This is a genomic window from Hamadaea sp. NPDC050747, from assembly GCF_040654195.1.
Taxonomy (GTDB): Bacteria; Actinomycetota; Actinomycetes; order Mycobacteriales; family Micromonosporaceae; genus Hamadaea.
Genome location: NZ_JBFAHM010000001.1, coordinates 568,922 through 593,261 on the forward strand (window position 1 = coordinate 568,922; position 24,340 = coordinate 593,261).

Below are 24,340 nucleotides of genomic sequence, written 5' to 3' on the forward strand. Positions count from 1 at the left end.
TTTGGCTAACGACGAATGGTACGAATAGGTACGGGTGGTGCGCCGTTCTGCCGATGGTCCTAGAGTGGCGGGATGGGCATGCTCTGCGCGGTCACGTTCAACCAGTACGGTCGGCTCTTCTACCTCGATCCCGGCGACTTCCAGCCGCAGGTCGGACAGAAAGTCCTGGTCCCGACGGAGGACGGGCCGGAGGTCGCCGAGTGCGTGTGGGCCGCGCAGTGGGTCTCCGACGACACCTCCGGCTTCCCCAAGATGCTCGGGCTGGCCGGCGACGACGACCTCGCCCGGGACAAGCAGCTCCGGGCGCGCAAGGCGGAGGCGCAGGTCGCCGCGCGCAAGCTGATCCGAGAGCACCAGCTGCCCATGAAGGTCGTCGCGGTCGACCACGTCGACGGATCGTCTCCGCAGACGACGATCTACTTCACCGCGCCCCACCGGGTCGACTTCCGATCCCTCGTCCGCGATCTCGGGGCGACCCTCAAATGCCGGGTGGAGCTGCGGCAGCTCTCCGCGCGGGACTCGGCGCGCGTCCAAGGCGGGATCGGATCCTGCGGCCGCGACCTGTGCTGCGCCACCTTCCTGACCGACTTCGAGCCGGTCACCATCCGGATGGCCAAGGATCAGGACCTGCCGCTCAATCCACTGCGGATCTCCGGCGCCTGCGGCCGGCTGATGTGCTGCCTGAAGTATGAGCACCCGCTCTACCAGGACTTCGAGGCCAGCGCCCCGGCGGTCGGCGAACGGGTCACCACGGACGAAGGCGACGGCAAGGTGGTCGCCCATTCCGTCCCGCGCGACTCCGTCGTGGTACGCCTCGACGCCGACGGATCCCGCCGAGTCTGCCCGAAGGCGTCGGTCTGCGGATCGCGGAAGCTCTTCGAGGACCGCTACCAAGCCCCGTCCTGACCCCGCCCACCAAAGGCCCGAAGGGCCGACAGCGAAACTGTGCGATGGACGCTAGGCTGCACGGCTGTGACGAACCCCCAGCAGCAAGCGGGACAAGGCATTCCGGAGCAGTCCCCGGCGTCGGCGTTCGAGGGTCCGCCGGTCGGCGGTCCGGGCACCCCAGCGCCCGAGTCCGGTGTGGACCCCGGAAACGAGCCGACGGTCCAGTTCGCGCTGCTTCCGCAGCACCGGCCGACCTCGATGGAGCCGACCGAGCTGGGATTCACGCCCAAGGAGCCGGTGCCGTGGCTCGGCCCGGTCCTGCTCGCCGTCACCGGCGTACGCGTCGCCTTCGCGGAGCAGTTCGGGGCGTACCTCGACAAGCGGGAGCTGCAGGGCGCCTTCCCGACGAAGATCTACGACGACCACGCCGAGGACGAGGAGCTGTGGCTCGACTACATCTCCGACCTCGGTGACGGGTTCAACGCGACCTATTCGATGGCTTGGCTGCTGGCGCAGAAGTCGCTCCGGGTCACCACCACCGAGGACCACCAGGACGACTTGGTGCTGACCGAGCTGCCCCGGGGCAAGGTGCTCGTGATGGGCGGCGACCAGGTCTACCCGACCGCCAGCGGTCAGGAGTACGAGGACCGCATGGTCGGGCCGTACCTGGCCGCGTACTCGACGCCCGAGCCCGGTGAGACGCCGCCGTCGGCGTACGCGTTGCCCGGCAACCACGACTGGTACGACGGGCTGACCGCGTTCCTGCGGTTGTTCGCGCGCCGCGAAGGCGGTCACGTCGGCGCCTGGCAGACGAAGCAGACTCGGAGCTACTTCGCGTTGAAGCTGCCGCACAACTGGTGGCTGCTCGCCGTCGACGTGCAGGGTGAGGCGTACCTGGACGATCCGCAGCTCGACTACTTCCGCAGCGTCGCCAACCTGCTCGGGCCGGACGACAAGGTGATCATCGCCTTCCCGCAGCCGTCCTGGGTGCAGACGATCGAGCACCCGCGCGGCTACGACACCCTCGGCTACTTCCGGCGCAAGCTCATCGAGCCGACGGGCGCGAAGGTCAAGCTCATGGTCTCCGGCGACCTGCACCACTACGCCCGGTACGCCGAGGCCGACACGAGCGAGGAGCAGCTGATCACCTGCGGCAGCGGGGGTGCGTACCTTTATGCGACGCACGGCCTGCCCTCGAAGATCACCGTCCCGCCGCGCCGGCCGTTCGCGATCGACACTCAGCAGAAGTCGTTCACGCTGCGGAAGACCTATCCGACCAAGTCGAAGTCGCGGGCGCTGTCGATCGGGATCTTCCCCCGGCTGCCCTGGCGCAACCCGGGCTTCGCCACCTTCCTCGGCATCATCCACACGCTGTTCCTGCTCTCGCTCAAGGGCAAGGCACACCAGCTCCTGAGCTTCCCGGCGTTCCTGATGATCGGCCTGATGCTGGCCGGATCGCTGTTCTTCGCGGTCGGCCTCTCGCACGGGATGCTCCGCCGGATTCCCGTCCTCCTCGGACTGGCCCACGGCATAGCCCACATCCTGCTCGGCTACGCCGGCTACTTCGTCTGGCGGGAACTGCCCTTCGACGATCAGCCGTGGCCATGGCCGGGTGTCCTCGCGTTCGCCATCTACGGGCCGGTCGCCGGGCTCATCGCCACCGAACTGGTCGCCCTCTACCTGTTCCTCGCGGGTGGCTTCCGGGTGAACCTCAACGAGCTGTTCGCCGGGCAGGGGATCGAGGACTACAAGGGCTTCCTGCGGATGCGTTTCGCGCCGGACGGCTCGCTCACGATCTTCCCGATCGGCGTCGACCGGGTCGGCCGCAAGTGGGAGCCCAAGCCCCAGCGCGCGGCCAGCACTCCGTGGTTCGACCCGGCCAAGCCGCTGCGGCCCAAGCTCATCGAGGAACCGATCGTCATCCGCTGACCCACCGTTTCCTTGCCGCCGGATCAGGGTTCGCGGTCGAATCATGATGCAAGATTCGACCTAGAACCCTGATCCAGCGCGAAAGCGGGATGCGGGACGCGGGGCGGGAGACGGGAAAGGGGCGGGCCGGTGCTGAACGAGATAGCACGCATCGTCGCGGTCGGTCTGGCGCTGCTGGGCCGGCTGGTCCGGCGGGCGTTCCGGGGCTTGCGGTACCTGGTGCTGCTGGCCGCCTCGATCCGCACGACGACCGCGTCCGCCGTGCCGGGTGGCGCCCGGCTGCTCAACATCGCGCTCTTCTCCGTCGCGGCCGATCTGCTCCTGCTCGCCGAATGGTGGCGACGGTCCACGCCGCCCGCCGGGGCGCCCGCGCTGATCGGGCTCGTCCTCGGCCTGCTGGCGGTCGGGGCAGCAGCCTGGCTCCTTCGCGACCGGACCTGGTCGCGCTTCGTCCTCGCCGCCGTCGAACTGGCCCGGCTTGTCGCCATCCTGCTCGTCGCGCTGAACCTGGTCACCGAGACGGCTGCCGCCGCGCTCCTCACGCTCGGGCTCGTCGAACGGGCACTGTGGACGGTCGCGGCCACTCCGGGCCACCGGTCCGCCATCGCCTCGGCCGCCGCGCGCTACGTCGGCGCGCTGCTCGTGCCGGTCGCCCTGATCGTGCTGGTCGCGCTCGTGGTGGGCGGCCTGTTCGCTCCGCTGCTCGCTCAGGTCGCCTTGCTGCTCGCGCTGATCCTGGCCCTCACGCTGCCATCAGCGGGTACGCCGAACGCCAAGCCGCCGCGGCAGCGACCGGTCCCGAAGTCGCAGCCGAAGCCGCAACGGAAGCCGCCGAAGTCGCAGCCGAAGGCGGAGCCGGAGCCGGCTGAGCCGGCCGCGTCGACGTCGTCGGCCGAACCCGACGGCTCCTACCACCTCTACCGGCCGTCCTCGATGAACGGCCGTCCGCCCACCGACCCACCCACCCCACCCCGTTGATCATGGAGTTGACTGTGGTCGCGACGGTGTGGCGAGGGGGCGGACTCCATGATCAACCGCGCGCGGACGACGGAACGAGGGGAGCACGGGATGCGGGTGCTGATCGCCACGGCGGTCGAGGTCGAGGCCGAGGCCGTCCGGAAAGGGCTGGCGCCGGGCAGCGCGATCGTCGTGGCACCGATCGGTGTCGGCCCGGCGAACGCGGCGGCGGCGACGGCCCGGCTGCTGACCCTGGCGGAAGCGGCCGGTGAGCCCTACGACGGCGTCCTCAGCATGGGCATCGCCGGTGGCTTCGCCGACGTCGTCGACCTCGGTGGACTCGTCGTGGCGACTCGCAGCATCGCCGCCGACCTGGGCGCGCAGTCGCCGGAGGGCTATCTCAGCATCGACGAGCTGGGCTTCGGCCGGGCCGTCTCCGAAGTGGATCCGGCGTTGCACGCCCTGCTGCGCGGGCGGCTTCGCGACGCCGTCTCCGGCGACGTCCTCACCGTGTCGACCGTCACCGGGCTGGCCGGTCGAGCCCAGGAGCTGCGGCTTCGCTACCCGCACGCGGCGGCCGAGGCCATGGAGGGCGCCGGGGTCGCAGCTGCCGCGGCCGCCTGCGGTGTCGCGTACGCCGAGATCAGGGCCATCTCCAACGCGATCGGCCCCCGGGATCGGGCGGCTTGGCAGATCGGCGCCGCGCTGCAGGCGCTGACGGGTGCCGCCGCCACGATCGGGGATAGCCTGGAAGCACTATGAAGATCGCGTACTCGCCCTGCCCGAACGACACCTTCGTCTTCCATGCGCTGACGCACGGCCTGGTGCCGGGCGCGCCCGAGTTCGACGTGACGTTCGCCGACGTCGACGTGACGAACACGGCCGCCCTCGACGGCCGGTTCGACCTGGTCAAGGTCTCGTACGCCGCGCTGCCCTGGCTGCTCGACCAGTACGAGCTGCTGCCGTGCGGCGGCGCGCTCGGCCGGGGCTGCGGCCCGCTTCTGCTCACCCTCACCGAAGCGGGGATCGACGGGAAGACGGTCGCCGTGCCCGGGGAACGGACTACGGCGTACCTCTTGATGCGCCTGTGGGCCGAGCAGACCGGGCAGCGGCCCGCGGACATCGTGGTGGTCCCGTTCCACGAGATCATGCCGGGCGTCGCGGCCGGGCGGTTCGACGCGGGCCTGGTGATCCACGAGGCCCGGTTCACCTATCCGCGCTATGGACTGTCGCAATTGGTGGATCTTGGCGAATGGTGGGAATCTGACACCGGGTCGCCGATTCCGCTCGGCGCCATCCTGGCCAAACGCGGCGCGGTCGACCCGAGGGCGGCCACGGAGTGGATCCGGGCCTCGGTTCGGCACGCGTGGGCGCGTCCCGAAGACAGCCGGGAGTACGTCCTCGCGCACGCCCAGGAGATGGAGCAGACCGTGGTGGATCAACACATCTCGTTGTATGTCAACGAGTTCACCGAGGATCTCGGCCTGGCGGGGTACGCGGCCGTCCGCGAACTCCTGGAACGTTCGGAGAAAGCCGGACTTACCCCCGGTATTGCTGTTGGGCTGGACGATCTCGCTCGATAGCCTTAACCCGGCCGCATTGCCGCGGCGGGACGACGGGTCACGACGTGGCCGCACAGGGATGGGAAGCAGGGATCAACGGTGCCAACCGGTCGGGTCAAGTGGTACGACGCCCAGAAGGGCTACGGCTTCGTCACCAGCGACGAGGGCGGCGACGTCTTTCTGCCCAAGACCGCACTCCCCGGTGGGGTCGCCGAACTCAAGGGCGGCCAGAAGATCGAGTTCGGGATCATCGAGGGGCGCAAGGGCGCGCAGGCGATGGGCGTGAAGCTGCTGGAGGCGCCGCCGTCGCTCGCGCAGGCTCAAGCCGAGGCGAAGCGGCGTACGCCGGACGAGCTGAACACCCTCATCGAGGACATGATCAAGGTGCTCGAGGCGAAGATCCTGCCCGACCTGAAGCGGGGCCGGCACCCGGACCGCAAGACCGCGCAGAAGATCGGTGAGGCGCTGCACGCGGTCGCCCGCGAACTCGAACTCTGACGCACTCCCGCGTTGCCCGCTGCGTCTTCGGACGCTGCGCTTTTCGGACGCTGGATCAGGGTTCCCGGTCGAATCTTGGCTCAAGATTCGACGGAGATCCCTGATCCAGCGCGGACGGCGTCAGGACGTTTCGGGGACGGCCGCCGTCACTCGCGACAACGCGAACGTGTGGATCGTCTGCGTACGCTCGTCTTCCGCGCGCAGGTAGCCGGCGCCGATGGAGACCGGCCGGACCAGCCGTGAGTTGGTCGTGCCGTGGGCGTCGACGTAGCCGACCCACACTCGCGCCTTCTCCCGGACGGCCTGCTGCAGGACGGCGAGCGCGTCGCTGTGTGCCTGCACGGCGGTGATGCCGTCGACGGCTCCTCCCGTGGCGGCGCGTACGGCCAACGGGGCGCGCCGGGCGGCTCGGGCGGCGGCGTCGCCGTGCCGCAGATGTTCGACGATGCCGAGCAGTCGCGGCCGGGTCAGCCCACTGCCGGGGTCGAGCGGGGCCGCTACCGCTGCTCGGGCCGGCGCTCGGCGTACCTTGGGCTTGCTCAGCACCACCGCGCCGGTGGGGTCCTCGGGCACCGGGGTGTAGCCCGCCTCGCGCAGTGCGGTCAGCAGCCGTCCCGGCGGTGACAACGTGATCAGCACCGTGGGGGCGAGCCGGCGCAAGGACAGCCCCGACAGCCGGCGGTCGGTCAGCGCGGCCGCGATCAGTGCCTCGTCATCGCTGCGCAGATAGGCCCCGGCCGCCCCGGTACGCAGCCCGCCGTGCGTACGGGCGATGTCGTCGATGAGATAGGTCAACGCCTGCGGCACCGGCGTACGCGATCGCTTGGCGAACAACGCCTGCAGGTCGGCCCCGGCGTACCCGGCGTCGAGCGCCCGCCGCACGGAGTCCCGCGTGACCCGGTAGACGACCGCGCCACCGCCCGACTCGTGATCGGCGACCAGATCGAGTTCGGCGGCCAGTTGAGGTTCGGGCGGGCCGGGCACCACGACGGTGAGGTCGGCCTGCACCATCAGGTGGTCCACCGGCGGCGGCACCAACTCCCCGAGCGCCAGCGAGGCCGGGCTCTCCTCCCGGGGCCGGTCAGCTCCAGGGCGACGGCCCAACGGGTCGTCCTCGGCGTCCTCACCGTCGTCCAGCAGGAGCGCCCCGAAGGCGGTCAGGCCGCCGAACCCGGTCACACCCAGACTCGCGGCCTCCGCGAGAACGGCCGAATAGACCGCCTCGCGCCCGCGCACGCGGATCGGCGTACGCCACGCCACCAGTTCCAGCACGTCCTGTTCGGACGGAGTCGTGCCGACCGGCAGCGCGCCGAGCAGTTCCCGGCGCAGTCCGGGCATCCCCGCGCGCTCAGCCTCCGGCGCCAGTGCCGTGATCGGACGGTCGCGTTCGTCGCGCAGCCCGATCAGGGACGGCTGCCGCGGCATGTTCAACCACGCCTGGGCGAGCTGCGTCCACCGCTGCGCCAACGGCTTGTCCCGCCAGGTGTCGTAGCCGGCGGCCGGCAGGTACTCCGTCTCGGTCTCGCCGATCAGACCGGCCGCGGCGACCACCTCCACCAGGAGCGCGGCCGTCGGCTCGGGCAGTTCGGCCGCCTTCGCCAGGCGTCGCAACGGCAGCACTCCGACACCGCCGCCGCGCAGGATGCTGATCGGCTCGGCGGCCAGCGCCTCCAGCACCGCCTCGGCCTCGCGGACGACCGTCATCGCCTGCCCGGCCCCGGCACGGTCGATCGTCGCCTGCGGCCTCGTCCCCGCCGGCAGCTCCGGCGGCTGCGGGTGCAGGCGGCCCAGCGGACCCTGGTCCCGCCGCAACAACAGGCCCAACTCGCGGGGCAGCTCGACCGTCTGGTCGTCCAGGCGTACCAAGAGGTGTTGATCGATGAGTTCCGCCACGGCTGGGGGTGGCTCGCTGAACGTGCCCACCGGCGGACCTTCGGCCAGCCGGTCCAGGACCGCGCGGGCCGCGGGTGGGGCCGCGAGGAGCGTGCGGCGCAAGCGGGCCGGGTCCGCGGCGAGCGCGGCCGCCGCCGGGTCCAGTTCCGCGGCCGGTCTCCCCAGTCCCGCCGGGTACGCCGAGAGCACCTCGTCGACAGCGCCGGTGAGTCGCAGTTCATCCTCGGGTCCGTAGACCAGGAAGAGTTTCTGGAGGCCGTGGACGGCTTCCCGGACGCGGGCCGGCTCCGGACCGCCGGAGGGCACCGCGGCCAGCGCCACGATGGCGTCCATGGACGTGTAGCCGTCGTCGCTGCGGGTCAGCCGGGCGGCGTCGAGGATCTCCAGGGTGAACCGGTCGAGCCGTTCGACCACGCGGGCCAGCGAGAGCCGGGTCTGCGCCCGGGCCGCCAGCGCGGAGAGGTCCGGCGGCACCGGCGTGATCAGGTCGGGGCGGGCGCGCAGCAGCTCACCGAGCGCCTCGTCGGAGAGGGCCCGCAGCCGGTCGGCGAATGAGGTGGTCATCGTCGCTCAACCGTACCCATTCGATCGCCGGCTGCGGGTGTGCGCGCTCAGGTTCCCGGACGGCGGCCGTACAGGTGGACCTTGGAGCCGTAGCCGAGCGTCGCGTAGTACTTCTGCGCGTCCACCTTCAGGAGGTTGACGCAGCCGTGCGAGCCGATCCCCGTGTTGTGGATGTACGTGGTCGTCTCGTGGAAGCCGTCGCCGTTGTAGAACTGCTGCCAGTAGGGCAGCCAGACCTTGTACGGGTTCGACCAGTGCTTCGGCGAGCGGTCGAAGATCTTGAACCAGCCCGACGGCGTCGCATATCCGCTCATCCCCGTACGCGTGACGGTCGGACCCCAGATGACCTTGCCACCCTTCATGATGTAGGTCGTCTGGTGGGTGAGGTCGACACACGCGACTGTCCCCGTGCCGGCCTGGCACTTGGCGGGGTCGGTGGCGGCCAGCCGCTTCGCGACGCTCGCCGTGGTGTCCCCGGCCCGGCCGTTGGCGGGTGAGATGCCGAACCGCTTCTGGAACTTTTTGATGGTGGCGCAGTCGGCGTCGGTCTGGTGCCCGTCCACCACGATCGGACCCCACGTCCCGAGTTTGGCCAGAGCGGTCTCGACTTCTTTCTGCCGCGGACCCTGCTGACAGCTCGACGTCGTGGTCGTCTTGCTCGGCGTCACGGTCTTGCTGGGCGTCGGAGTCGGACTCGGGCTCGCGGTGCTCGGGCTCGCACTCGGCGACGCGACAGCGCTGGTCTCCGCGACCGGCGCCAGTGTCGGCGATCCGCCGCCCGCCTGTGTATCAGGCTGGCAGGCGGTCAGTGCGAACAACGCCGCGGCCGCGCCCGCGATGACGGCGACCGCGCGGTTTCTCCTCATGAAGCCCTCCCCAGTGCTCCGGAACCACGTCTTGACGAATCAGACGTATGCGGGGGCGCGTCCGGTTGCAGGCCGAGAGTAGACAAGAGCGTCCAGAAGGGAAAGAGGGCCGGATGTGAGTTCCCTGGCAATCCATTCGGAGGATGGTTGATCGATACCCCGGCGGGCCACGCTGAGGAAATGGAGACCCGGGCGCGGCTTTCGCTGGCGGTCACCGCCGCTGTCGCCGCCGCCTGTGCGGCGGGTTGGCTGGCGCTCGCCTGGCTGGTCCGGCGGGAGCCGTTCGGCGACGCCGTGAACGAGGCGTTCGGTGTGCTCTTCGGGGTTTTGATCTTGCTTTCCGTCATCGGCGCGCTCCGAGCACGGTCGCGCGCCAATTCGGGCGAAGATCCAGAAAATCGCTCATAATTCCCAGGGGGATGGCACCCTGGAACAGTGACAGAGGTGAGCGCGGGAGGGACCGAGATGACCGCCGAGCCCGGCCCGGAGGGCGAGACTGCGGACGCGGAGACGCCGGCCGGCGGACGCGCCGGACTGTCACGAACGGCCCAGATCGCGGTGGCACTCACCGCCTTCGGCCTCACTGCCTGGTTCTTCTTCGCCTGGCTGGTGCTCGACCGGATGATGCTCGACGCGGCGGGCGAGGCGATCGGCAGCGGGCTGCTGCTGCTCCTGCTGGTCTCCATCGTGAGCGCGCTCGCCCGCAGCCGCGCCGACTAGCCGCCAGGCGTCGCCGCCTGTGGAGAAACGGCTGCCGGCGGCACTGCGCTCGCCCCCGTTGGACTCCCCCGAACGCTCATGCCGCCGGCTTGCCGGCCATCAGGCCAACCGTTTCTTCCACACGAGGGACGCACAGGGCCGAATCCGTGGTTGCGACTCGGCCGCCAATTCGGCCGTTCGGCGGGTCACGGTGACCGAGCGGAGGAGCGCCGCGTCACGCTCCCCTCGGCCGGGCCTGCCGGTGAGCAGTGCGTCCGTGTCAGACTGGAGGGTCGGCCCCTTCCCTGCATCGAGGTGAGTTCATGTCGAGCGGTCCGCTGATCGTCCAGTCCGACAAGACGCTGCTGTTGGAGGTCGACCACCCGGACGCGGCGGCCTGCCGGGCCGCCATCGCGCCCTTCGCCGAGCTGGAACGCTCACCCGAGCACGTGCACACCTACCGCCTCACCCCGTTGGGGCTGTGGAACGCACGGGCCGCCGGACACGACGCCGAGCAGGTCGTCGACGCCTTGCTGAAGTACTCGCGCTACCCCGTGCCGCATGCGCTGCTGGTCGACGTCGCCGAGACGATGGACCGCTACGGCCGCCTGCAACTGGCCAACGACCCGGCGCACGGGCTCGTGTTGCGGGGTCTGGACCGTGCGGTGCTCGTCGAGGTGGCGAAGTCCAAGAAGCTCGCCGGCATGCTCGGTACGCACCTTGACGCGGACACCATCGCCGTGCACCCGTCCGAACGGGGCCGGCTGAAGCAGGCCCTGCTGAAACTCGGCTGGCCGGCCGAAGACCTCGCGGGGTACGTCGACGGCGAGGCGCATGAGATCGAGCTGGCGCTGGACGGGTGGACGCTGCGCTCCTACCAGAAGGAGGCGGTCGAGCACTTCGAGGCGGGCGGCTCCGGAGTGGTCGTCCTGCCCTGTGGCGCCGGGAAGACCCTGGTCGGCGCGGCGGCGATGGCTTCGGCGAAGGCCACCACCCTGATCCTGGTGACGAACACGGTCGCGGCCCGGCAGTGGAAGCGGGAACTGCTCGCCCGGACTTCACTCACCGAGGAGGAGATCGGGGAGTACTCGGGTGAGCGCAAGGAGATCCGCCCGGTCACCATCGCGACGTACCAGGTGCTCACCATGCGTCGCGGGGGCACCTTCCCGCATCTCAACGTGTTCGACGCCCGCGACTGGGGTCTCATCGTCTACGACGAGGTCCACCTGCTGCCGGCGCCGATCTTCCGGTTCACCGCCGACCTCCAGGCCCGCCGCCGCCTGGGGCTGACCGCCACCCTCGTCCGGGAGGACGGCAAGGAAGGCGACGTGTTCAGCCTCATCGGGCCGAAACGCTACGACGCGCCCTGGAAGGACATCGAGGCGCAAGGCTGGATCGCCCCGGCCGAGTGCATCGAGGTACGCGTGACGCTGACCGACGAGGAGCGGATGGCGTACGCCCTGGGCGAAGCCGAGGAGCGCTATCGGATGGCGTCGACCGCCCGGACGAAGCTGCCCGTGGTGCAGGCCCTCGTCGAGCGCCACTCCGACGAGCAGGTGCTCGTGATCGGGGCGTACCTGGACCAGCTGCACCAGTTGGGGGAGTACCTCGACGCCCCCATCCTCGAGGGCAGTACGACGAACAAGGAGCGCGAACGGCTGCTGGACGAATTCCGGTCGGGCGAACTGCGTACGCTGGTCTTGTCCAAAGTGGGCAACTTCTCGATCGACCTGCCGGAAGCGGCGGTGGCGATCCAGGTCTCCGGCACCTTCGGCTCCCGCCAGGAGGAGGCCCAGCGCCTCGGCCGGGTCCTCCGCCCGAAGGCCGACGGACGCCAGGCGCACTTCTACACCGTCGTCTCCCGGGACACCATCGACACCGAGTACGCCGCCCACCGGCAGCGCTTCCTCGCCGAGCAGGGGTACGCCTACACCATCGTGGACGCCGACGACGTCCTCGCCTAACCCCACCCCCGTTTTTCCCGCGCGATCATGAACTAACGGTCGTGATCGCGCGGTGTGTCTTGTGCCCGGCGCCCTGATCGACTCCCACACTTCATGATCACTTGGCTAGGGCACGGCTCTGTTCGGGCATCATCATGAGTGGAGTTCGACCGCGTCGGCGTAGCGCTGGAGGCGCGTTGGTGACGGAGGAAATCGGCACCTCGGCGTCGGCACGGTCGTCGGAGAGTGCGAGCACGGCCCAACCTCGGCCCACCAGTCGCCAGGCGACCTCGCGACGGGGCAGGAGGGTCAGTCCTTGCGGCCGGTGACGGCCACGGTCACGCCGAGCCCGATCATCGTCAGGCCGCCGACGCCGCCGATCATCCGCAAGCGGCTCGGTGAGCGGCCGAACCAGTCGCGTGCGTACGCGGCGGCGACGCCCCAAAGGCTGTCGAAGACCACGGCGATCAGGTTGAAGATCAGGCCGAGGAGCAGCATTTGGACGACGACGTGGCCCTCGGACCGGTCGACGAACTGGGGGAGGACCGCCGCGAAGAAGACGATCGTCTTCGGGTTCGAGACGCCGACGGCGAATCCGTCCCAGAGGGAGCGAAGGCCGTTGTGCGTCGACCCGTCGGCGGCGAACACCGTGGTCAGGGACTTTCGGGCCCGCCACGCCTTCACGCCGAGATAGACCAGGTACGCCGCCCCCGCGAGCTTGAGGACGGTGAAGACGACGATCGAGCGTTCGACGATCGAGCCGACGCCGAGGGCGACCGCTGCGACGAGGACGCACGCCCCGAGGGTGTTGCCCAGGACGGTGGTGAGGGCCGCCCGCCGGCCGTGGGCGAGGGCCCGGCCGATGACGAACAGCACGCTCGGGCCGGGGATGAGGATCAGCACGAGAGACATCGCCGCGAAGGCGAGCAGGCGGTCGGCGGACATCATGCCCTGATGGAACGGCATTCCCGGCCCGGATTTCAACCGCTTATCGGCCGTTGATCATGAGGTCTGGGGCGACACACCGGACGATCATGCCCGGTAGTTCATGATCGCGCAGAAAACGCGCGGAAGAGCCGGGGCAGGGCAGGGTAGGGCAGGCGGGGGACTAGCGGCGGCGACGACGGGTGCTGGGGAGGGCGGGACCGGGGGACAGGAGCGGGGCGTGCAGGTCGGCGTACGAGCTGATCCGCTGAAGGACCCGCGTGGGCGTGAAATCGGCCGCGGTGAACGAGCCGCTGACCACCTCGTCCCAGGTGATCGGGGTGGAGACGGTGGGTGAGTCGCCCGCGCGGAGCGAGTAGACGCAGACCGTGGTCTTCGAGGGGTTGTTCTGGCTCCAGTCGATGAAGACCTTGCCCGGCCGCCCGGCCTTGGCCATCTGATCGGTGATCGCGTCGGGCGCGGCTCGCGCGAACTCGCCCGCGAGCTCGCGGGCGTAATCCATGATCTGCTCGGCGGTCGCGGTCACGGGGCAGGTGACCTGCATGCCTTTGCGTCCGGAGGTTTTCGGATACGCCGTGAGCCCGTCGACCGCCAGCCGGTCGCGTAACGCCTGCGCGACCGCACGGCATTCGTCGAGGCCGGCCGGTTCGGTCGGGTCGAGATCGAAGACGATGCGGTCGGGGCGTTCGGGACCGTTCGCGACCTGCCATTGCGGCGTATGCAGTTCCAGCGCGGCCAGGTGAGCGAGCCAGACGAGCGTGGCGAGTTCGTCGACCACGATGAGTCCGCTGTCGACGCGTACCCAGCTGGGTTTGGCGGCGGGCGCGTTCTTCTCGAAGAAGCCCTGGGCCTGTGCGCCCGAGGGGTAGCGAATCCGGGTGACCTGGCGGTCCGCCAGGTGCGGCAGCATCACCGGGGCGATCCGGGTGTAGTAGTCGATGATCTCGGCTTTGGTGAAGCCATCGGGGTAGAGAGCTTTGTCCAGGTTTGTGAGGTCTATCCGCCGGCCTTCCACTTCGACCCTGGTCACGTTCTCAGGATAGGCCGCGTCCTCCGCTAGCGACTGCCAAGATGGGTGATATGCGGGCAATCTGGAAGGGCGCGATCTCCTTCGGTCTCGTCTCCATCGCGGTCCGGCTCTACGCCGCGACCGAGGAGAAGGACATCCGGTTCCACCAGATGCACGTCAAAGACGGCGGACGGGTCAAGTACCAGCGGGTCTGCACCGTCGACGGCAAGCAGGTCGACTACGACCAGCTCGCCAAGGGCTACGAAGTCGGCGACCAGATGGTCGTCCTCACCGACGACGACTTCGCCGACCTGCCGTTGAGCAGCTCGCGGGCGATCGACGTGCTGGAGTTCGTGCCCGAGGATCAGATCGATCCCATTCTCTACAGTCGGGCGTACTACCTGGAGCCGGACGGCAACGTGGGGCTCAAGCCGTACCTGCTGTTGCGGGACGCGCTGACGAAGGCGGGTCGCGTCGGGCTGGTCAAGGTCGCACTGCGCCAACGCGAGCAGCTCGCCACCATCCGCGTACGCGACGACGTGCTAGTCCTCAACACGATGCTCTGGCCCGACGAGGTACGCGAGCCGGCGTTCGACGTGCTCGGCGGGGCGGATCAGGTCAAGCTGCACAAGCAGGAACTGCAGATGGCCGGCTCGCTGATCGAGTCGATGTCCGACGAGTTCGACCCGACCGAGTACACCGACGCGTACCGGGAGGCGTTGCAGCAGGTCATCGAGGCCAAGGTGGAGGGCCGCGAGGTCGCGACGCCGCCGCAGCCGCAGGAGGGCGAGGCCGAGGTCATCGACCTGATGGCCGCTCTGCGGGAGTCCGTCGCCAAAGCCAAGGCCGCCCGCAAAGCGGCGTGATCATTGCGCCAGCCATGCTGTTGGATAGGGCAAATTGCCCGGTGAAGCAGCATGGCTGGCGCAATGATCATGCGAAGCGGAGCGAGCACGAGAAGCGAGCACGCGAAGCGGTGAGCGCAAAGCAAGCGCGGGTCAGCGAAGGACGAAGCGCCCGGTGCGCTCGAACTCCGCGAGGTCGCCCAGCGTCCGCTGCATGGTGAGGCTCTGGTTCGGGAAGTCGTCCGGGTGGAAGTACGCCGCGTCGGTCGCCTCCTCCGGGTCCGGATTGAGTTCGCCGGTGACCTCGGTGATGAGGCAGGCCAGAATGACGTGCTGGTAGGTGTGCTGCCACTGGTTGGTGTGGGTGTGCTCCGGCCCGGTGTAGAGCGCGAACGGGACGGCGGTGACCGCCTTCAGCCCGGTCTCCTCATAGGTTTCCCGGACCGCGCAGTCGACCAGCGATTCACCGATCTCCATGCCGCCGGCCGGGAACGCCCACATGCCGTTGTCCGCCCGCTTGATCAGCAGATACCGTCCCTGCCCGTCGCGGATCACGCCCCGCCCGCCGATCAGGAACAAGGTCTCCTCGGGCAACGCCGCCCGTAGCTTGCCGTGATAAGACGCCCACCACTCCTCGACCGCACCCATGCGCGAAGCCTAGCCGGGGAAACCGGCTCGACGCCGCCCGCGTGGATGGTGCATCATCGGCGCCGATGAGTACCAGGAAACGTTTCTCGCTCGACCTGTCGCCGCTGCGCCGCCGGGACTTCCGGCTGCTCTACAGCGCGATGACGGTGACCTCCATCGGATCGTTCATCACCTTCGTGACGATCCCGTACCAGGTCACCAAGATCACCGGTGATCCGTTGCTGGTCGGCCTCATCGGCATCTGCGAACTCGTTCCCCTGCTCTTCATGGCGTTCGTCGGCGGCGCGCTCGCCGACTACGTGGACCGTCGCGTCCTGGTCTTCGGTGGCGAGGTGGCCCAGCTCTCGCTCACCGTCCTGCTGCTGCTCAACGCGCTGCTCGGGGAGCCACACCTCTGGCTGCTCTATCTCATCGCGGCCCTCGCGGCCGCCGTCGACGGCCTGCAGCGGCCCGCGCTCGAAGGGCTCACGCCGCGACTCGTCGACCCCGATAAGATCCCCGCCGCCAGCGCGCTCACCTCGTTGCGCCACCAGTTCGCGTCGATCGGCGCCCCGGCCATCGCCGGGTTGCTCATCGCGGCGTTCGGCACGGGCCGCGGTCTCGCCTGGGTGTACGCCATCGACGTGGCCACGTTCGGAGTGTCGCTGGCGCTGCTCGCGATGATGAAGGCGGTCCCGCCGCCGGAGATGGCGGATCGGCCGTCGTTGCGCAGTGTCGCGACGGGCCTGCGGTACGCCGTCCGCCGTCCCGAGTTGCTCGGCACGTACCTCGTGGACATCAACGCGATGGCGTTCGGCATGCCCCAGGCGCTCTACCCGTTCTTCGCCGACCGACTAGGCGGCCCGGCCGTCCTCGGCCTGCTGTACGCCGCCCCGAGCGTCGGTTCGATGCTGGCCACCCTGACCTCGGGCTGGACGCTGCGCATCCATCGGCATGGGCTGGCCGTCGTCATCGCGGCCGGACTGTGGGGCGTCGGCATCCTCATCTTCGGCCTCTCGAACGCGCTGTGGCTGGCGATCGCCGGCCTGTTGGTGGCCGGCGCGGCCGACATGATCTCCGGCGTCTTCCGGTCGACGATCTGGAACCAGACCATCCCGGATCATCTGCGGGGCCGGCTCGCCGGAATCGAGATGCTGTCCTATTCGATCGGCCCGCTGCTCGGCGGCGTACGCAGTGGCGGCATGGCCAAGATCGTCGGCGTCGGCGGATCGGTGGTCTGGGGCGGCGCGCTCTGCATCGCGGGGACCGTCGCGCTGGCCGCGGCCTTGCCGAAGTTCGTGAAGTACGACGGGCGGGACGGGCTGGCCCGGAAAGAGGCCGAGGAGGCCGAACGAGCCGCGCTCGTGGCCTCCTCAGCGGGGTGATGCTTCGCCGCGCTCAGCTCACTTCTTGCCCAGGCAGTAGATCTTGCCGGTGTCGGCAGCCTTCGGGGTCACGCCCTTGACCTTGCCGATCCACAGCGCCGACTCCCACGAGTCGCCGAACTTCATGCACGGGTGCGTCTCGTCCTGCTTCTGCGAGTCGCCGTAGGAGCCGTCGACGATACCGGCCACCTTCCAGACCGCGGTCGCCTCGGTGCAGCCGACAACCTTCATGTTGTCCGCGTCGGCGCTGTCGGTGATGCAGTCGCCGACCGACGGGGTCTTCACGGTCGGGTCGCCCTGCAGGTACTTGTAACCGGCGAAGCCAAGACCGATGATCACGACGATGCCGCCGATGACGAGACGCCACAGCAGAGCCGCGCCGATGCCCTTGGCGATCTTCTTGCCGGTCGACTCCTGGGGAGCCTGCGGCTGCGGGGCGGGCTGGTAGGTAACGGGCTCGGACATGGGGGTGCTTCCTCCAGAGGGGGTGGATGCCGGCGGATCATTCCGCGACCGGGACACCCTAACGGCGACCGCCGACATGTCTCGCCCTGGATGAACGATCGGTCTGAGAATTCGCTGAATAGTTACCTTCCGAGTTGCAGGACGAGCCATTCACACCAGTCGACCATCGTCCGTTCGGCGGCGACCCCCATCCGGAGCGTCGCATACGCGCCGAATCGGGGGCTCGCCGGGTGATCGTCGCCGCGGGCTTCGGCTTGTGCCTGTTGCGCGAGATAGTCGTCGAGCTGCGCCCGATGCTTCTGCGCTTCGGCCCGGTACAGGGCGCGCATGGCGTCGCGGTCGGCGACCGCGAGTGCGTACGTCTTGAGGACGAGTTCGTCCTTGGGCGGGCGTCGCTGCGGCGGTTCGGTCAGCCAGCGGGCCAGTTCGGCGAGTCCGGTCTCGGTCAGCCGATGTGTCTTGCGGTCGTGCGGACCCGGCCCGGCCGCGGCGTCGTGCGCGATCAGCCCGTCGTCGGTCATCCGGCTCAGCTCCGGATAGATCTGGCTCTGCTGCGCCGTCCAGTAGTACCCGATGGGACGGCGCATCCGCTGCACGATCTCGTATCCCGTCAGCGGGCCGGCGTGCAGGGCGCACAGGAGGGCATAGCGCAACGTGCTCACATCTGCTATTTCAACAGAGACATAGTTTATGTCACTTCTGACATAGTCACCTCTCGGCAAGCAGGGAGCTGCGATGAGAACCATCCGAGCCACGGGCGCTGCGCTGGGCGTACTCATAGTGTTGGCGGCGTGCGACGCGAAACCCGAGGCCGCGCCGCCGAGCCCGAGTCCGTCGGTGGCCGCGTCGAGTGCGAGCCCGAGTCCGTCGGTGCCGGACGTGCCGCGCGGCGGCGACCAGACGATCAGGCTGGACGTCGGCGGGCAGGCCCGCACTGCGCAGGCGCACGCGCCCGCCGGGTACAAGCCGGGGCTGCCTTTGGTCGTGGCGTTCCACTACTACCGGTCGGATGTGGACACCCTGCGGCGGATGACGCGGCTGGACGCCAAGGCCGACCAGAAGGGGTTCATCGTGGTCTATCCCGAGACCATCATCTCGGGATTCAACGCGATGGACTGCTGCGGCGACTATGACGACGTCGGGTTCGTCGAGGCGCTCGTCGCGCACATGATCGAGGTGTGGAAGGTCGACCCGCGCCGGGTGTACGCGACCGGCATCTCGAACGGGGCCGACATGACGTTCCGGATGGCGGTCGAGGCGCCGGGGCTGTTCGCGGCGATCGCGCCGGTCTCCGGTGGCTTCACCGGCTTCCGCGCGGCCGATCCGGCATTCCGGCCGAGCGCGCCGGTCTCCGTGGTGACCTTCATCGGCGGCGCGGACCGGGCGGACGTCTTCAACGACGGCCTGGCGAAGTGGCGCGCCCGGGTTCAGTGTTCGGCTTCCGGCAAAGGCGTCTACGCCAAGGCGATCACCTGGACCCGTACGCGCTGCGCCGACGGCTCGGAAGTGGTCGACTACCAGATCGGCGGGATGGCGCACCGCTGGCCGGGCGGCACCGACGTCGGGCTCGGCAGCCCCGAGACCAAGATCAACGCCGTCGACGTGATGTGGGACTTCTTCACGGCTCACCCCCGGAAATGACGGCCGGGTCCACGGATCAGCCAGCGGACCGCGAGCGGTTCGGCCGCGGAGGCCGGTCGTCCAGCTGGGGATGCTCCACGGCGTCGCTCCCTATGATCCACGCATGTCTCACCCCGGCCCCTGGATTCCGCCGCAAGAACCACGTCATGAGCTCGAGCTGTATCCGCAGCCGCAGCCCACTTGGGGACCGCAGCCCGGCTGGTTGCCGCAACCGGTCTGGGGGCCTCCGCCGGACTCCGACAAGGGAAAACTCGCGGCCGGTCTCCTCCAGCTGCTCCTGCCGCTGGTCGGGGTCTGCGGCGTCGGCCGCCTCTATGCGGGGCACGTCGGCATCGGGCTGACTCAGTTGCTCGCGGGATTGGCGGGCATCGTCCTCGGCTGCTGTGGAGTGAGCCTGTCGATGTTCATCGTCCCGCTGGTGTTGGTGCTGATCACCCCGGGCGTGGCGCTGTGGTCGATGATCGACGGGGTGGTCATTCTGGCTGGCAGCGACTTCCGCGACGGCGCCGGACGGCCGATGCGCTGACGCGGACATGGAAAAGGGGCCTCAGCCGGTGAGCTGAGGCCCCTTTTTCGCAGAGCCGCCTAACGGAATCGAACCGTTGACCTATTCATTACGAGTGAATCGCTCTGCCGACTGAGCTAAGGCGGCAACGGTTGACCAGTGTACGCGATGCTCCGGCGATCTTCCTAACCGGTATCCTCGTGCGCGTGACGTCGACCCCGCCCGCCGCCGAGCCGCCGGTCAAGCCGCTGGACCCGCCGATGACCCCGCTGGCCATCGGCGGCATCGCGCTGTGGGCGCTCGCCGGCATAGTGCTGTGGATCGTGGACGCGCCGACCAGTTGGCTGTGGATCTGCGTCGCCGGTGTCATCGCCGGAATCCCCGGCTGGCTGACCATGCGGGTGCACGATCGCAACCGCGCCCGCCGCCAAGCCGCGTCCTAGACGTCGACCTCTTCGACCGCGCCGTCGTCGTATGCCGTGGGCAGCGCCTCGACCGGCGAACCGGCCTCCACGACCACCTCGGAGTGCGCGCCGCAGCCGTGATCCAGCGACACGACGCGACCGTCGTCAGGCGCGTACTCGTTGCCGCAGACGCCGAACATCTGCTTCATCGCGCCGCCCATGAGCAGCAGGAATCCGCAGGATACGCAGCGCGCGTGCCGAGGGGCGGCCTCGGCGATCGGCGCATGCGGACCGTGATCCCCGTCATACCAGCGCTGGGCGGTCTCCTCGCGCCCTTCCTTGCTCATCATGCGCGGCCGGCCGAGGCCCAGCTCCCAGCTCTCCGTGTCGATCTCGGGATCGTCGGCGAGCAGGTAGCCGGGCACGAGCCGGGGGTCGTCGGGCGCGGTCGGCAGGAGATCGCCGACGCCCAGGTCGCCCGGGCGCAGCCGCTCCTCCCATGGCAGCCAGCCCGGAGCGAGCAGCGCTCCGTTGCCGGGCAGCAGGACGGTCTCGCAGACCGTGACGAGCTTGGACCGTGGCGCGCGCGTCACGGTGACGGCCCACTGCCAGCCCCGATAACCGGGCCGGAGGGAGGCGAAGTAGTGCGTGACGAGGCGGTCGGCCTCGGCCACCACGCCCTCGTGATCGCCGACCTCCTCCGCCGGGACCTCGGTGATCGCGGCGCGGGCGACCTCGACGGCGTCGGCGCAGACCTGATCGAGGCGGGCGGGGCGGGTGGCGGTCCTGGTCACGGGGACATTCTTCCTCATCGGTGGGCGGTCGCGCGAGCGACCCTGCCAACCTGGCGGCATCCTGCGGCTACCCCGGCGGCCTCCGGCGCCGCCACTGGATGTCGTCACCGAGCGTCGTCGCCGGGCGTCGTCGCCGGGCGTCGTCACCGGACGTGGTCATCGGGCATCGCCACCGGGCGTGGTCATCGGGCGTCGCCACCGGATGTCGCCACAGGATCAGGGATCTGGGGTGTGATCTTGGCCGCCGGAACCGGGCGCAACCGTGATCTGCCGGTCGAGTCGCGGCACGGAACTGCTGCGACCTGGTGGGACAGACGTGACGGGTGACCTTCTTTATGCCACGATGCGGCCCATGTCGACGACTGCGCGGGAACTTCCGTTCCTGGACCGATACTTCGAGATCAGCGCGCGGGGGTCCACCCTCGCCCGCGAGCTCCGCGGTGGCCTGGCCACCTTCTTCACGATGGCGTACATCGTGGTCCTCAACCCGCTGATCCTGGGCTCGGCCAAGGACAGCACGGGGGCGACGCTCTCCATTCCGCAGGTGGCCGCGGCAACGGCGCTGGTGGCCGGCGTGATGACGGTGTTCATGGGGGTCTACGGGCGGTTCCCGCTCGCCCTGGCGGCCGGCCTCGGCGTCAACGTCATCGTGGCGAAGGACATCGCCTCCCAGATGACCTGGGCCGACGCCATGGGGCTCGTGGTCATCGAGGGCATCCTGATCGGCATCCTGGTGCTGACCGGGCTGCGTACGGCGATCTTCCACTCGGTGCCGGGCCAGCTGAAGATCGCCATCGGCGTCGGCATCGGTCTCTTCCTGGCGCTGATCGGCTTCGTCGACTCCGGCTTCGTCATGCGGGTCCCGGACGTGGCGGGCACGACGGTCCCGGTCGGCATGGGCTTCAACGGCGTGATCGTCACCTGGCCGGGCATGGTCTTCTCCATCGGCCTGCTCGCCACCATCGTGATGGTCGCCCGCAAGGTACGCGGCGCGATCCTGCTCGGCATCGTCGGCACCACGATCCTGGCCATCATCGTGGAGGCGATCGCCAACGCCGGCCCGTCCGGCCCGGGTGGCAACCCGCACGGTTGGGGCCTGAACGTTCCGAGCTGGCCGGACAAGGCGGTCGGCGTACCGGACTTGAGCCTGCTCGGGAACTTCAGCCTGGTCGGCGGCTTCAAGGCGGCCGGGGCGGCGGTCTCCCTCGTCTTCATCTTCGTCCTGATGCTCAGCGACTTCTTCGACACGATGGGCACCATGGTCGCGGTCGGCGAGGAGGCCGGCCCCGACGGCCACCTCATCGGCGGCGACGGCATGCCTCCGCGTACCAAGGAGATCCTGCTCGTGGACTCGGTGGCCGCGGCCGCCGGTGGCGCGGCGAGCGTCTCGAGCAACACGTCCTACATCGAGAGCGCCGCGGGTGTCGGCGAGGGCGCGCGGACCGGTCTCGCGAGCATCGTGACCGGCGTGCTGTTCCTCCTGGCGATGTTCCTGTCGCCGCTGGTGACCGTCGTGCCGTTCGAGGCGGCGGCGACCGCCCTGGTCATCGTCGGTTTCCTCATGATGACCGGCGTACGCCAGATCGACTGGACCGACTACGAGATCGCCATCCCGGCGTTCCTCACGATCATCCTGATGCCGTTCACCTACTCGATCACGAACGGCATCGGCGGTGGCGTGATCTCGTTCGTCCTGATCAAGGCGGCGAAGGGCAAGGCACGCGACGTTCACCCGTTGCTGTGGGGCGTGGCGGCCTTGTTCGTGCTGTACTTCCTCCGAGGCGTCATCACTGAGTGGATCTGACCCCGGTCGGGCGACTCGGCGGTTCCGGGGGGCTGGATCAGGGATCTCGGTCGAATCTTGCGCCAAGATTCGACCTGGAACCCTGATCCAGCGCCTACCGGTCGGCCTACCGGCCGGCCTACCGGCCGACCGGCGGGTCGGCCGGCGGGTCGGCCGTGGGGTCGCCCGCCGAGTTGATCAAGGCCGAACGTCGGCGCGACCGCGCCGTCCGGTCGGTACAAGATCAACCGGACGGGTCAACATGGTGTTTCACCTCATAAAACGATGTCGTTAGCCAGGCTCATTAGCTAGCCTAATAATCGTGACGGAGTGGCCGATGGTGGCGGAACCCGCGACTGAACTCGCGGTTCGATTGCGTGACGCCATCACGCGGCTCAACCGGCGGGTCCGGCAGGCCCGGCCGGTTGGCGATCTGACGGTGACCCAGCTGTCCGCTCTGACCAGCCTCGAACTGGCCGGTGCCCTGACCCCCCGGGAACTGGCCGACGTGGAACGCGTCCAACCGCCCACGATGACCAAGATCGTGGCCAAACTGGAGGCCCGTGGCCTGGTGCAGCGTACGCCGCACCCGACCGACAAACGGCAGGTCATCCTGTCGAGCACGGGTCTGGGACGCGACATCCTCGGGCAGTACGAGCGGGTTCGAGACGAATGGCTGGCAGCCCGCCTGGCTGAGTTGACCCCCGATGAACGTGACGTGCTCTCGCACGCCGCCGAGGTGTTGTCCAGGATCGCCCGCAACTAGAGCGCGCATCGCCCGAGCCTGGGTCGGCCCGCTTCGTCCGATGTGGATGTCGGCTAGGCGGAGGGCAGCGCTCGTGAAAACCATGTTCCGGTCCCTGATGGTGCGGAACTATCGTCTGTTCGCGACCGGTCAGCTGGTGAAGCTGATCGGCTCCTGGATGATGTTCGTCGCACAGGACTGGCTGGTTCTCTCGCTGTCGGACAACAGCGCCACCGCGCTCGGCATCGTGACCGCCCTCCAGTTCGTCCCGGCCGCCCTGCTGACCCTGCCGGGCGGGCGGCTCGCCGACCGCTACGACAAGCGCCTGATCCTGCTGGTCGCCAACGGCCTCTGGACGCTCCTGGCGCTGCTGTTCTCGATCCTGGTGCTGGCCGGCACCGTGCAGATCTGGCACATCTACGTCTTCGCGTTGTTCCTCGGCATCGCCCAGGCCATCGAGACGCCCGTCCGCCAGTCCTTCGTCTCGGAGCTGGTCGGGTCGCCGCTGCTGCCGAACGCGCTGTCGCTGTCCGCGGCGACGTTCAACTCGGCCCGCATCATCGGCCCGGCGCTGGCCGGTGTCGCGATCGCCGCGTTCGGCACCGGACCGGTCTTCCTGATCGCCGCCGTCAGCTCGCTGTCGCCGCTGCTCGGACTGGCCCGGATGCGCCCGGCCGACCTCTTCCGCAAGGACCTGGCGTCCAAGGACGAGCGAGCCGACGCCCGCATTCTCGACGGGCTGAAGTACGCCTGGCACCGCGCCGATCTGCGGCTGCCCATGCTGCTCATGGGCGTCATCGGGATGGCCGGGTTCAACTTCCAGCTGACCCTGGCCGCGCTCGCCAAGACCGTGTTCAACACCGGCGCCGCGTCGTTCGGCCTGTTCACCACCGCGCTCGCGGTCGGCGCGCTCGGCGGTGCGCTGGCGGGCACCTTCCGCAAGGGCCGCCCGTCGGTGTACCTCATGCTCACCGCGGCCATCACGTTCAGCACGCTGGAGCTGTTCGTCGGGCTGGTCCCGGCGTACTGGGGCGTCATCCTGCTGCTGATCCCGACCGGGTTCTTCATGGTGTTCTTCGCCCAGTCGGCCAACCAGCGGGTCCAGCTCGGCACGGAGGCGGCCTACCGCGGCCGTGTCATGGCGCTCTACGTGCTGGTCTTCCTCGGGACCACGCCGGTTTCGTCGCCCGCGATCGGCTGGGCGGCCGAACACCTGGGCGCGGGCACCTCGATCTGGCTCGGCGGCGCGGTCTCGCTGATCGCCGCGCTGGTCGCGCTCGCGTGGCAGTTGCGGCACGCGGGGGACCGTCTGGAATTCACAGTACGCCCAGTGCCGAAACTGACCGTGTCCACTGCGCGGGGGTGACCGGGCCGGGGTTGTCGTACCGCCGTG

24 protein-coding genes, 1 tRNA gene and 1 pseudogene are annotated in these 24,340 nt (G+C 69.3%); 17 read left to right on the plus strand and 9 right to left on the minus strand.

Annotated elements, in window-relative coordinates; all coding sequences use genetic code 11:
• Positions 1 to 72: 72 nt before the first annotated feature.
• The 6 genes from ricT (at position 73) to AB0H43_RS02695 (ending at position 5,834) form a co-directional block, all read left to right on the plus strand.
• Positions 73 to 906 carry a regulatory iron-sulfur-containing complex subunit RicT gene (gene ricT / locus AB0H43_RS02670; protein WP_359995291.1) on the plus strand — a complete coding sequence of 278 codons (834 nt, stop codon included), beginning with the start codon at positions 73 to 75 and terminating at the stop codon, positions 904 to 906.
• A 66-nt stretch (positions 907 to 972) separates the two neighbouring features.
• Positions 973 to 2,817, plus strand: coding sequence for a metallophosphoesterase (locus AB0H43_RS02675; RefSeq protein ID WP_359995294.1), 1,845 nt, complete (start codon positions 973 to 975; stop codon positions 2,815 to 2,817).
• Between the two features lie 129 nt (positions 2,818 to 2,946).
• Complete coding sequence (locus AB0H43_RS02680; protein WP_359995297.1) at positions 2,947 to 3,795, plus strand: hypothetical protein; 849 nt, start codon at positions 2,947 to 2,949, stop codon at positions 3,793 to 3,795.
• Positions 3,796 to 3,843: 48 nt separating this feature from the next.
• Positions 3,844 to 4,536, plus strand: a complete 693-nt coding sequence (locus AB0H43_RS02685) for a futalosine hydrolase (protein WP_359995300.1) — start codon at positions 3,844 to 3,846, stop codon at positions 4,534 to 4,536.
• Complete coding sequence (locus AB0H43_RS02690) at positions 4,533 to 5,357, plus strand: 1,4-dihydroxy-6-naphthoate synthase (protein ID WP_359995303.1); 825 nt, start codon at positions 4,533 to 4,535, stop codon at positions 5,355 to 5,357. Before AB0H43_RS02685 ends, AB0H43_RS02690 begins: the two co-directional genes overlap by 4 nt.
• 78 nt (positions 5,358 to 5,435) lie before the next feature.
• A complete protein-coding gene (locus AB0H43_RS02695) occupies positions 5,436 to 5,834 on the plus strand; it encodes a cold shock domain-containing protein (protein WP_359995306.1) in 399 nt (132 codons plus the stop codon).
• A 120-nt stretch (positions 5,835 to 5,954) separates the two neighbouring features.
• On the opposite strand, the gene AB0H43_RS02700 is transcribed toward AB0H43_RS02695, so the two are convergent.
• Positions 5,955 to 8,291, minus strand: coding sequence for a helicase-associated domain-containing protein (locus AB0H43_RS02700; RefSeq protein WP_359995309.1), 2,337 nt, complete (start codon positions 8,289 to 8,291; stop codon positions 5,955 to 5,957).
• Positions 8,292 to 8,338: 47 nt separating this feature from the next.
• Positions 8,339 to 9,157 (minus strand): L,D-transpeptidase family protein, encoded by an 819-nt coding sequence (locus AB0H43_RS02705; RefSeq protein ID WP_359995311.1) that lies wholly within the window; start codon positions 9,155 to 9,157, stop codon positions 8,339 to 8,341.
• A gap of 180 nt (positions 9,158 to 9,337) precedes the next feature.
• Between AB0H43_RS02705 and AB0H43_RS02710 the strand changes: the two genes are divergently transcribed.
• The 3 genes from AB0H43_RS02710 to AB0H43_RS02720 all read left to right on the plus strand — a co-directional run bounded on the left by AB0H43_RS02710 (position 9,338) and on the right by AB0H43_RS02720 (position 11,820).
• Positions 9,338 to 9,565, plus strand: coding sequence for a hypothetical protein (locus AB0H43_RS02710; protein WP_359995314.1), 228 nt, complete (start codon positions 9,338 to 9,340; stop codon positions 9,563 to 9,565).
• 36 nt (positions 9,566 to 9,601) lie between these two features.
• On the plus strand, positions 9,602 to 9,877 hold the full coding sequence (locus AB0H43_RS02715; protein ID WP_359995316.1) for a hypothetical protein: 276 nt from the start codon (positions 9,602 to 9,604) through the stop codon (positions 9,875 to 9,877).
• Between the two features lie 302 nt (positions 9,878 to 10,179).
• Positions 10,180 to 11,820 (plus strand): DNA repair helicase XPB, encoded by a 1,641-nt coding sequence (locus tag AB0H43_RS02720; RefSeq protein WP_359995319.1) that lies wholly within the window; start codon positions 10,180 to 10,182, stop codon positions 11,818 to 11,820.
• Positions 11,821 to 12,108: 288 nt separating this feature from the next.
• Here AB0H43_RS02720 and AB0H43_RS02725 read toward each other — a convergent pair whose 3' ends face one another.
• The gene (locus AB0H43_RS02725; protein WP_359995322.1) at positions 12,109 to 12,747 is read right to left on the minus strand and encodes a LysE family translocator; all 639 of its coding nucleotides are present in this window, start codon (positions 12,745 to 12,747) and stop codon (positions 12,109 to 12,111) included.
• Between the two features lie 160 nt (positions 12,748 to 12,907).
• Positions 12,908 to 13,774 carry a non-homologous end-joining DNA ligase gene (ligD, locus tag AB0H43_RS02730; protein WP_359995325.1) on the minus strand — a complete coding sequence of 289 codons (867 nt, stop codon included), beginning with the start codon at positions 13,772 to 13,774 and terminating at the stop codon, positions 12,908 to 12,910.
• A gap of 50 nt (positions 13,775 to 13,824) precedes the next feature.
• Here ligD and AB0H43_RS02735 point away from each other — a divergent pair.
• A pseudogene (locus tag AB0H43_RS02735) lies at positions 13,825 to 14,607 on the plus strand (Ku protein); the annotation flags it as partial.
• Positions 14,608 to 14,751: 144 nt separating this feature from the next.
• Here the strand turns inward: AB0H43_RS02735 and AB0H43_RS02740 are convergent.
• On the minus strand, positions 14,752 to 15,246 hold the full coding sequence (locus tag AB0H43_RS02740; protein WP_359995328.1) for an NUDIX domain-containing protein: 495 nt from the start codon (positions 15,244 to 15,246) through the stop codon (positions 14,752 to 14,754).
• 65 nt (positions 15,247 to 15,311) lie between these two features.
• On the opposite strand from AB0H43_RS02740, the gene AB0H43_RS02745 reads away from it, so the two are divergent.
• Positions 15,312 to 16,610 carry an MFS transporter gene (locus tag AB0H43_RS02745; RefSeq protein WP_359995330.1) on the plus strand — a complete coding sequence of 433 codons (1,299 nt, stop codon included), beginning with the start codon at positions 15,312 to 15,314 and terminating at the stop codon, positions 16,608 to 16,610.
• Between the two features lie 18 nt (positions 16,611 to 16,628).
• Here AB0H43_RS02745 and AB0H43_RS02750 read toward each other — a convergent pair whose 3' ends face one another.
• Together AB0H43_RS02750 and AB0H43_RS02755 are read right to left on the minus strand one after the other, a co-directional pair.
• A complete protein-coding gene (locus tag AB0H43_RS02750) occupies positions 16,629 to 17,075 on the minus strand; it encodes a hypothetical protein (protein WP_359995333.1) in 447 nt (148 codons plus the stop codon).
• 122 nt (positions 17,076 to 17,197) lie between these two features.
• Positions 17,198 to 17,737 carry a PadR family transcriptional regulator gene (locus AB0H43_RS02755; RefSeq protein ID WP_359995335.1) on the minus strand — a complete coding sequence of 180 codons (540 nt, stop codon included), beginning with the start codon at positions 17,735 to 17,737 and terminating at the stop codon, positions 17,198 to 17,200.
• A 73-nt stretch (positions 17,738 to 17,810) separates the two neighbouring features.
• On the opposite strand from AB0H43_RS02755, the gene AB0H43_RS02760 reads away from it, so the two are divergent.
• Both AB0H43_RS02760 and AB0H43_RS02765 read left to right on the plus strand, forming a co-directional pair.
• A complete protein-coding gene (locus AB0H43_RS02760; RefSeq protein ID WP_359995338.1) occupies positions 17,811 to 18,716 on the plus strand; it encodes a PHB depolymerase family esterase in 906 nt (301 codons plus the stop codon).
• A 103-nt stretch (positions 18,717 to 18,819) separates the two neighbouring features.
• The gene (locus AB0H43_RS02765) at positions 18,820 to 19,242 is read left to right on the plus strand and encodes a hypothetical protein (RefSeq protein WP_359995342.1); all 423 of its coding nucleotides are present in this window, start codon (positions 18,820 to 18,822) and stop codon (positions 19,240 to 19,242) included.
• A gap of 53 nt (positions 19,243 to 19,295) precedes the next feature.
• Here AB0H43_RS02765 and AB0H43_RS02770 read toward each other — a convergent pair.
• Positions 19,296 to 19,368, minus strand: a tRNA-Thr gene (locus AB0H43_RS02770).
• Between the two features lie 113 nt (positions 19,369 to 19,481).
• Here AB0H43_RS02770 and AB0H43_RS02775 point away from each other — a divergent pair.
• On the plus strand, positions 19,482 to 19,664 hold the full coding sequence (locus tag AB0H43_RS02775) for a DUF2530 domain-containing protein (RefSeq protein WP_359995785.1): 183 nt from the start codon (positions 19,482 to 19,484) through the stop codon (positions 19,662 to 19,664).
• Here AB0H43_RS02775 and AB0H43_RS02780 read toward each other — a convergent pair.
• On the minus strand, positions 19,661 to 20,479 hold the full coding sequence (locus AB0H43_RS02780) for a DUF3027 domain-containing protein (protein ID WP_359995345.1): 819 nt from the start codon (positions 20,477 to 20,479) through the stop codon (positions 19,661 to 19,663). The two genes, AB0H43_RS02775 and AB0H43_RS02780, sit on opposite strands and share 4 nt — an antisense overlap.
• Before the next feature lie 292 nt (positions 20,480 to 20,771).
• Between AB0H43_RS02780 and AB0H43_RS02785 the strand changes: the two genes are divergently transcribed.
• The 3 genes from AB0H43_RS02785 to AB0H43_RS02795 all read left to right on the plus strand — a co-directional run bounded on the left by AB0H43_RS02785 (position 20,772) and on the right by AB0H43_RS02795 (position 24,313).
• Positions 20,772 to 22,223 (plus strand): NCS2 family permease, encoded by a 1,452-nt coding sequence (locus tag AB0H43_RS02785; RefSeq protein ID WP_359995348.1) that lies wholly within the window; start codon positions 20,772 to 20,774, stop codon positions 22,221 to 22,223.
• 316 nt (positions 22,224 to 22,539) lie between these two features.
• Positions 22,540 to 22,968 (plus strand): MarR family transcriptional regulator, encoded by a 429-nt coding sequence (locus tag AB0H43_RS02790; protein WP_253763784.1) that lies wholly within the window; start codon positions 22,540 to 22,542, stop codon positions 22,966 to 22,968.
• Positions 22,969 to 23,050: 82 nt separating this feature from the next.
• On the plus strand, positions 23,051 to 24,313 hold the full coding sequence (locus AB0H43_RS02795) for an MFS transporter (protein WP_359995788.1): 1,263 nt from the start codon (positions 23,051 to 23,053) through the stop codon (positions 24,311 to 24,313).
• The last annotated feature ends 27 nt before the right edge of the window (positions 24,314 to 24,340 follow it).

What these genes read in the sequence shown, in the direction of transcription:
- ricT (WP_359995291.1), top strand. Translation starts at nt 73, where the DNA reads ATGGGCATGCTCTGCGCGGTCACGTTCAACCAGTACGGTCGGCTCTTC.
- AB0H43_RS02685 (WP_359995300.1), top strand. Translation starts at nt 3,844, where the DNA reads ATGATCAACCGCGCGCGGACGACGGAACGAGGGGAGCACGGGATGCGG.
- AB0H43_RS02690 (WP_359995303.1), top strand. Translation starts at nt 4,533, where the DNA reads ATGAAGATCGCGTACTCGCCCTGCCCGAACGACACCTTCGTCTTCCAT.
- AB0H43_RS02700 (WP_359995309.1), bottom strand. Translation starts at nt 8,291, where the DNA reads ATGACCACCTCATTCGCCGACCGGCTGCGGGCCCTCTCCGACGAGGCG.
- AB0H43_RS02705 (WP_359995311.1), bottom strand. Translation starts at nt 9,157, where the DNA reads ATGAGGAGAAACCGCGCGGTCGCCGTCATCGCGGGCGCGGCCGCGGCG.
- AB0H43_RS02710 (WP_359995314.1), top strand. Translation starts at nt 9,338, where the DNA reads ATGGAGACCCGGGCGCGGCTTTCGCTGGCGGTCACCGCCGCTGTCGCC.
- AB0H43_RS02720 (WP_359995319.1), top strand. Translation starts at nt 10,180, where the DNA reads ATGTCGAGCGGTCCGCTGATCGTCCAGTCCGACAAGACGCTGCTGTTG.
- AB0H43_RS02725 (WP_359995322.1), bottom strand. Translation starts at nt 12,747, where the DNA reads ATGATGTCCGCCGACCGCCTGCTCGCCTTCGCGGCGATGTCTCTCGTG.
- AB0H43_RS02740 (WP_359995328.1), bottom strand. Translation starts at nt 15,246, where the DNA reads ATGGGTGCGGTCGAGGAGTGGTGGGCGTCTTATCACGGCAAGCTACGG.
- AB0H43_RS02745 (WP_359995330.1), top strand. Translation starts at nt 15,312, where the DNA reads ATGAGTACCAGGAAACGTTTCTCGCTCGACCTGTCGCCGCTGCGCCGC.
- AB0H43_RS02750 (WP_359995333.1), bottom strand. Translation starts at nt 17,075, where the DNA reads ATGTCCGAGCCCGTTACCTACCAGCCCGCCCCGCAGCCGCAGGCTCCC.
- AB0H43_RS02760 (WP_359995338.1), top strand. Translation starts at nt 17,811, where the DNA reads ATGAGAACCATCCGAGCCACGGGCGCTGCGCTGGGCGTACTCATAGTG.
- AB0H43_RS02765 (WP_359995342.1), top strand. Translation starts at nt 18,820, where the DNA reads ATGTCTCACCCCGGCCCCTGGATTCCGCCGCAAGAACCACGTCATGAG.
- AB0H43_RS02775 (WP_359995785.1), top strand. Translation starts at nt 19,482, where the DNA reads ATGACCCCGCTGGCCATCGGCGGCATCGCGCTGTGGGCGCTCGCCGGC.
- AB0H43_RS02780 (WP_359995345.1), bottom strand. Translation starts at nt 20,479, where the DNA reads ATGCCGCCAGGTTGGCAGGGTCGCTCGCGCGACCGCCCACCGATGAGG.
- AB0H43_RS02785 (WP_359995348.1), top strand. Translation starts at nt 20,772, where the DNA reads ATGTCGACGACTGCGCGGGAACTTCCGTTCCTGGACCGATACTTCGAG.
- AB0H43_RS02790 (WP_253763784.1), top strand. Translation starts at nt 22,540, where the DNA reads ATGGTGGCGGAACCCGCGACTGAACTCGCGGTTCGATTGCGTGACGCC.
- AB0H43_RS02795 (WP_359995788.1), top strand. Translation starts at nt 23,051, where the DNA reads ATGTTCCGGTCCCTGATGGTGCGGAACTATCGTCTGTTCGCGACCGGT.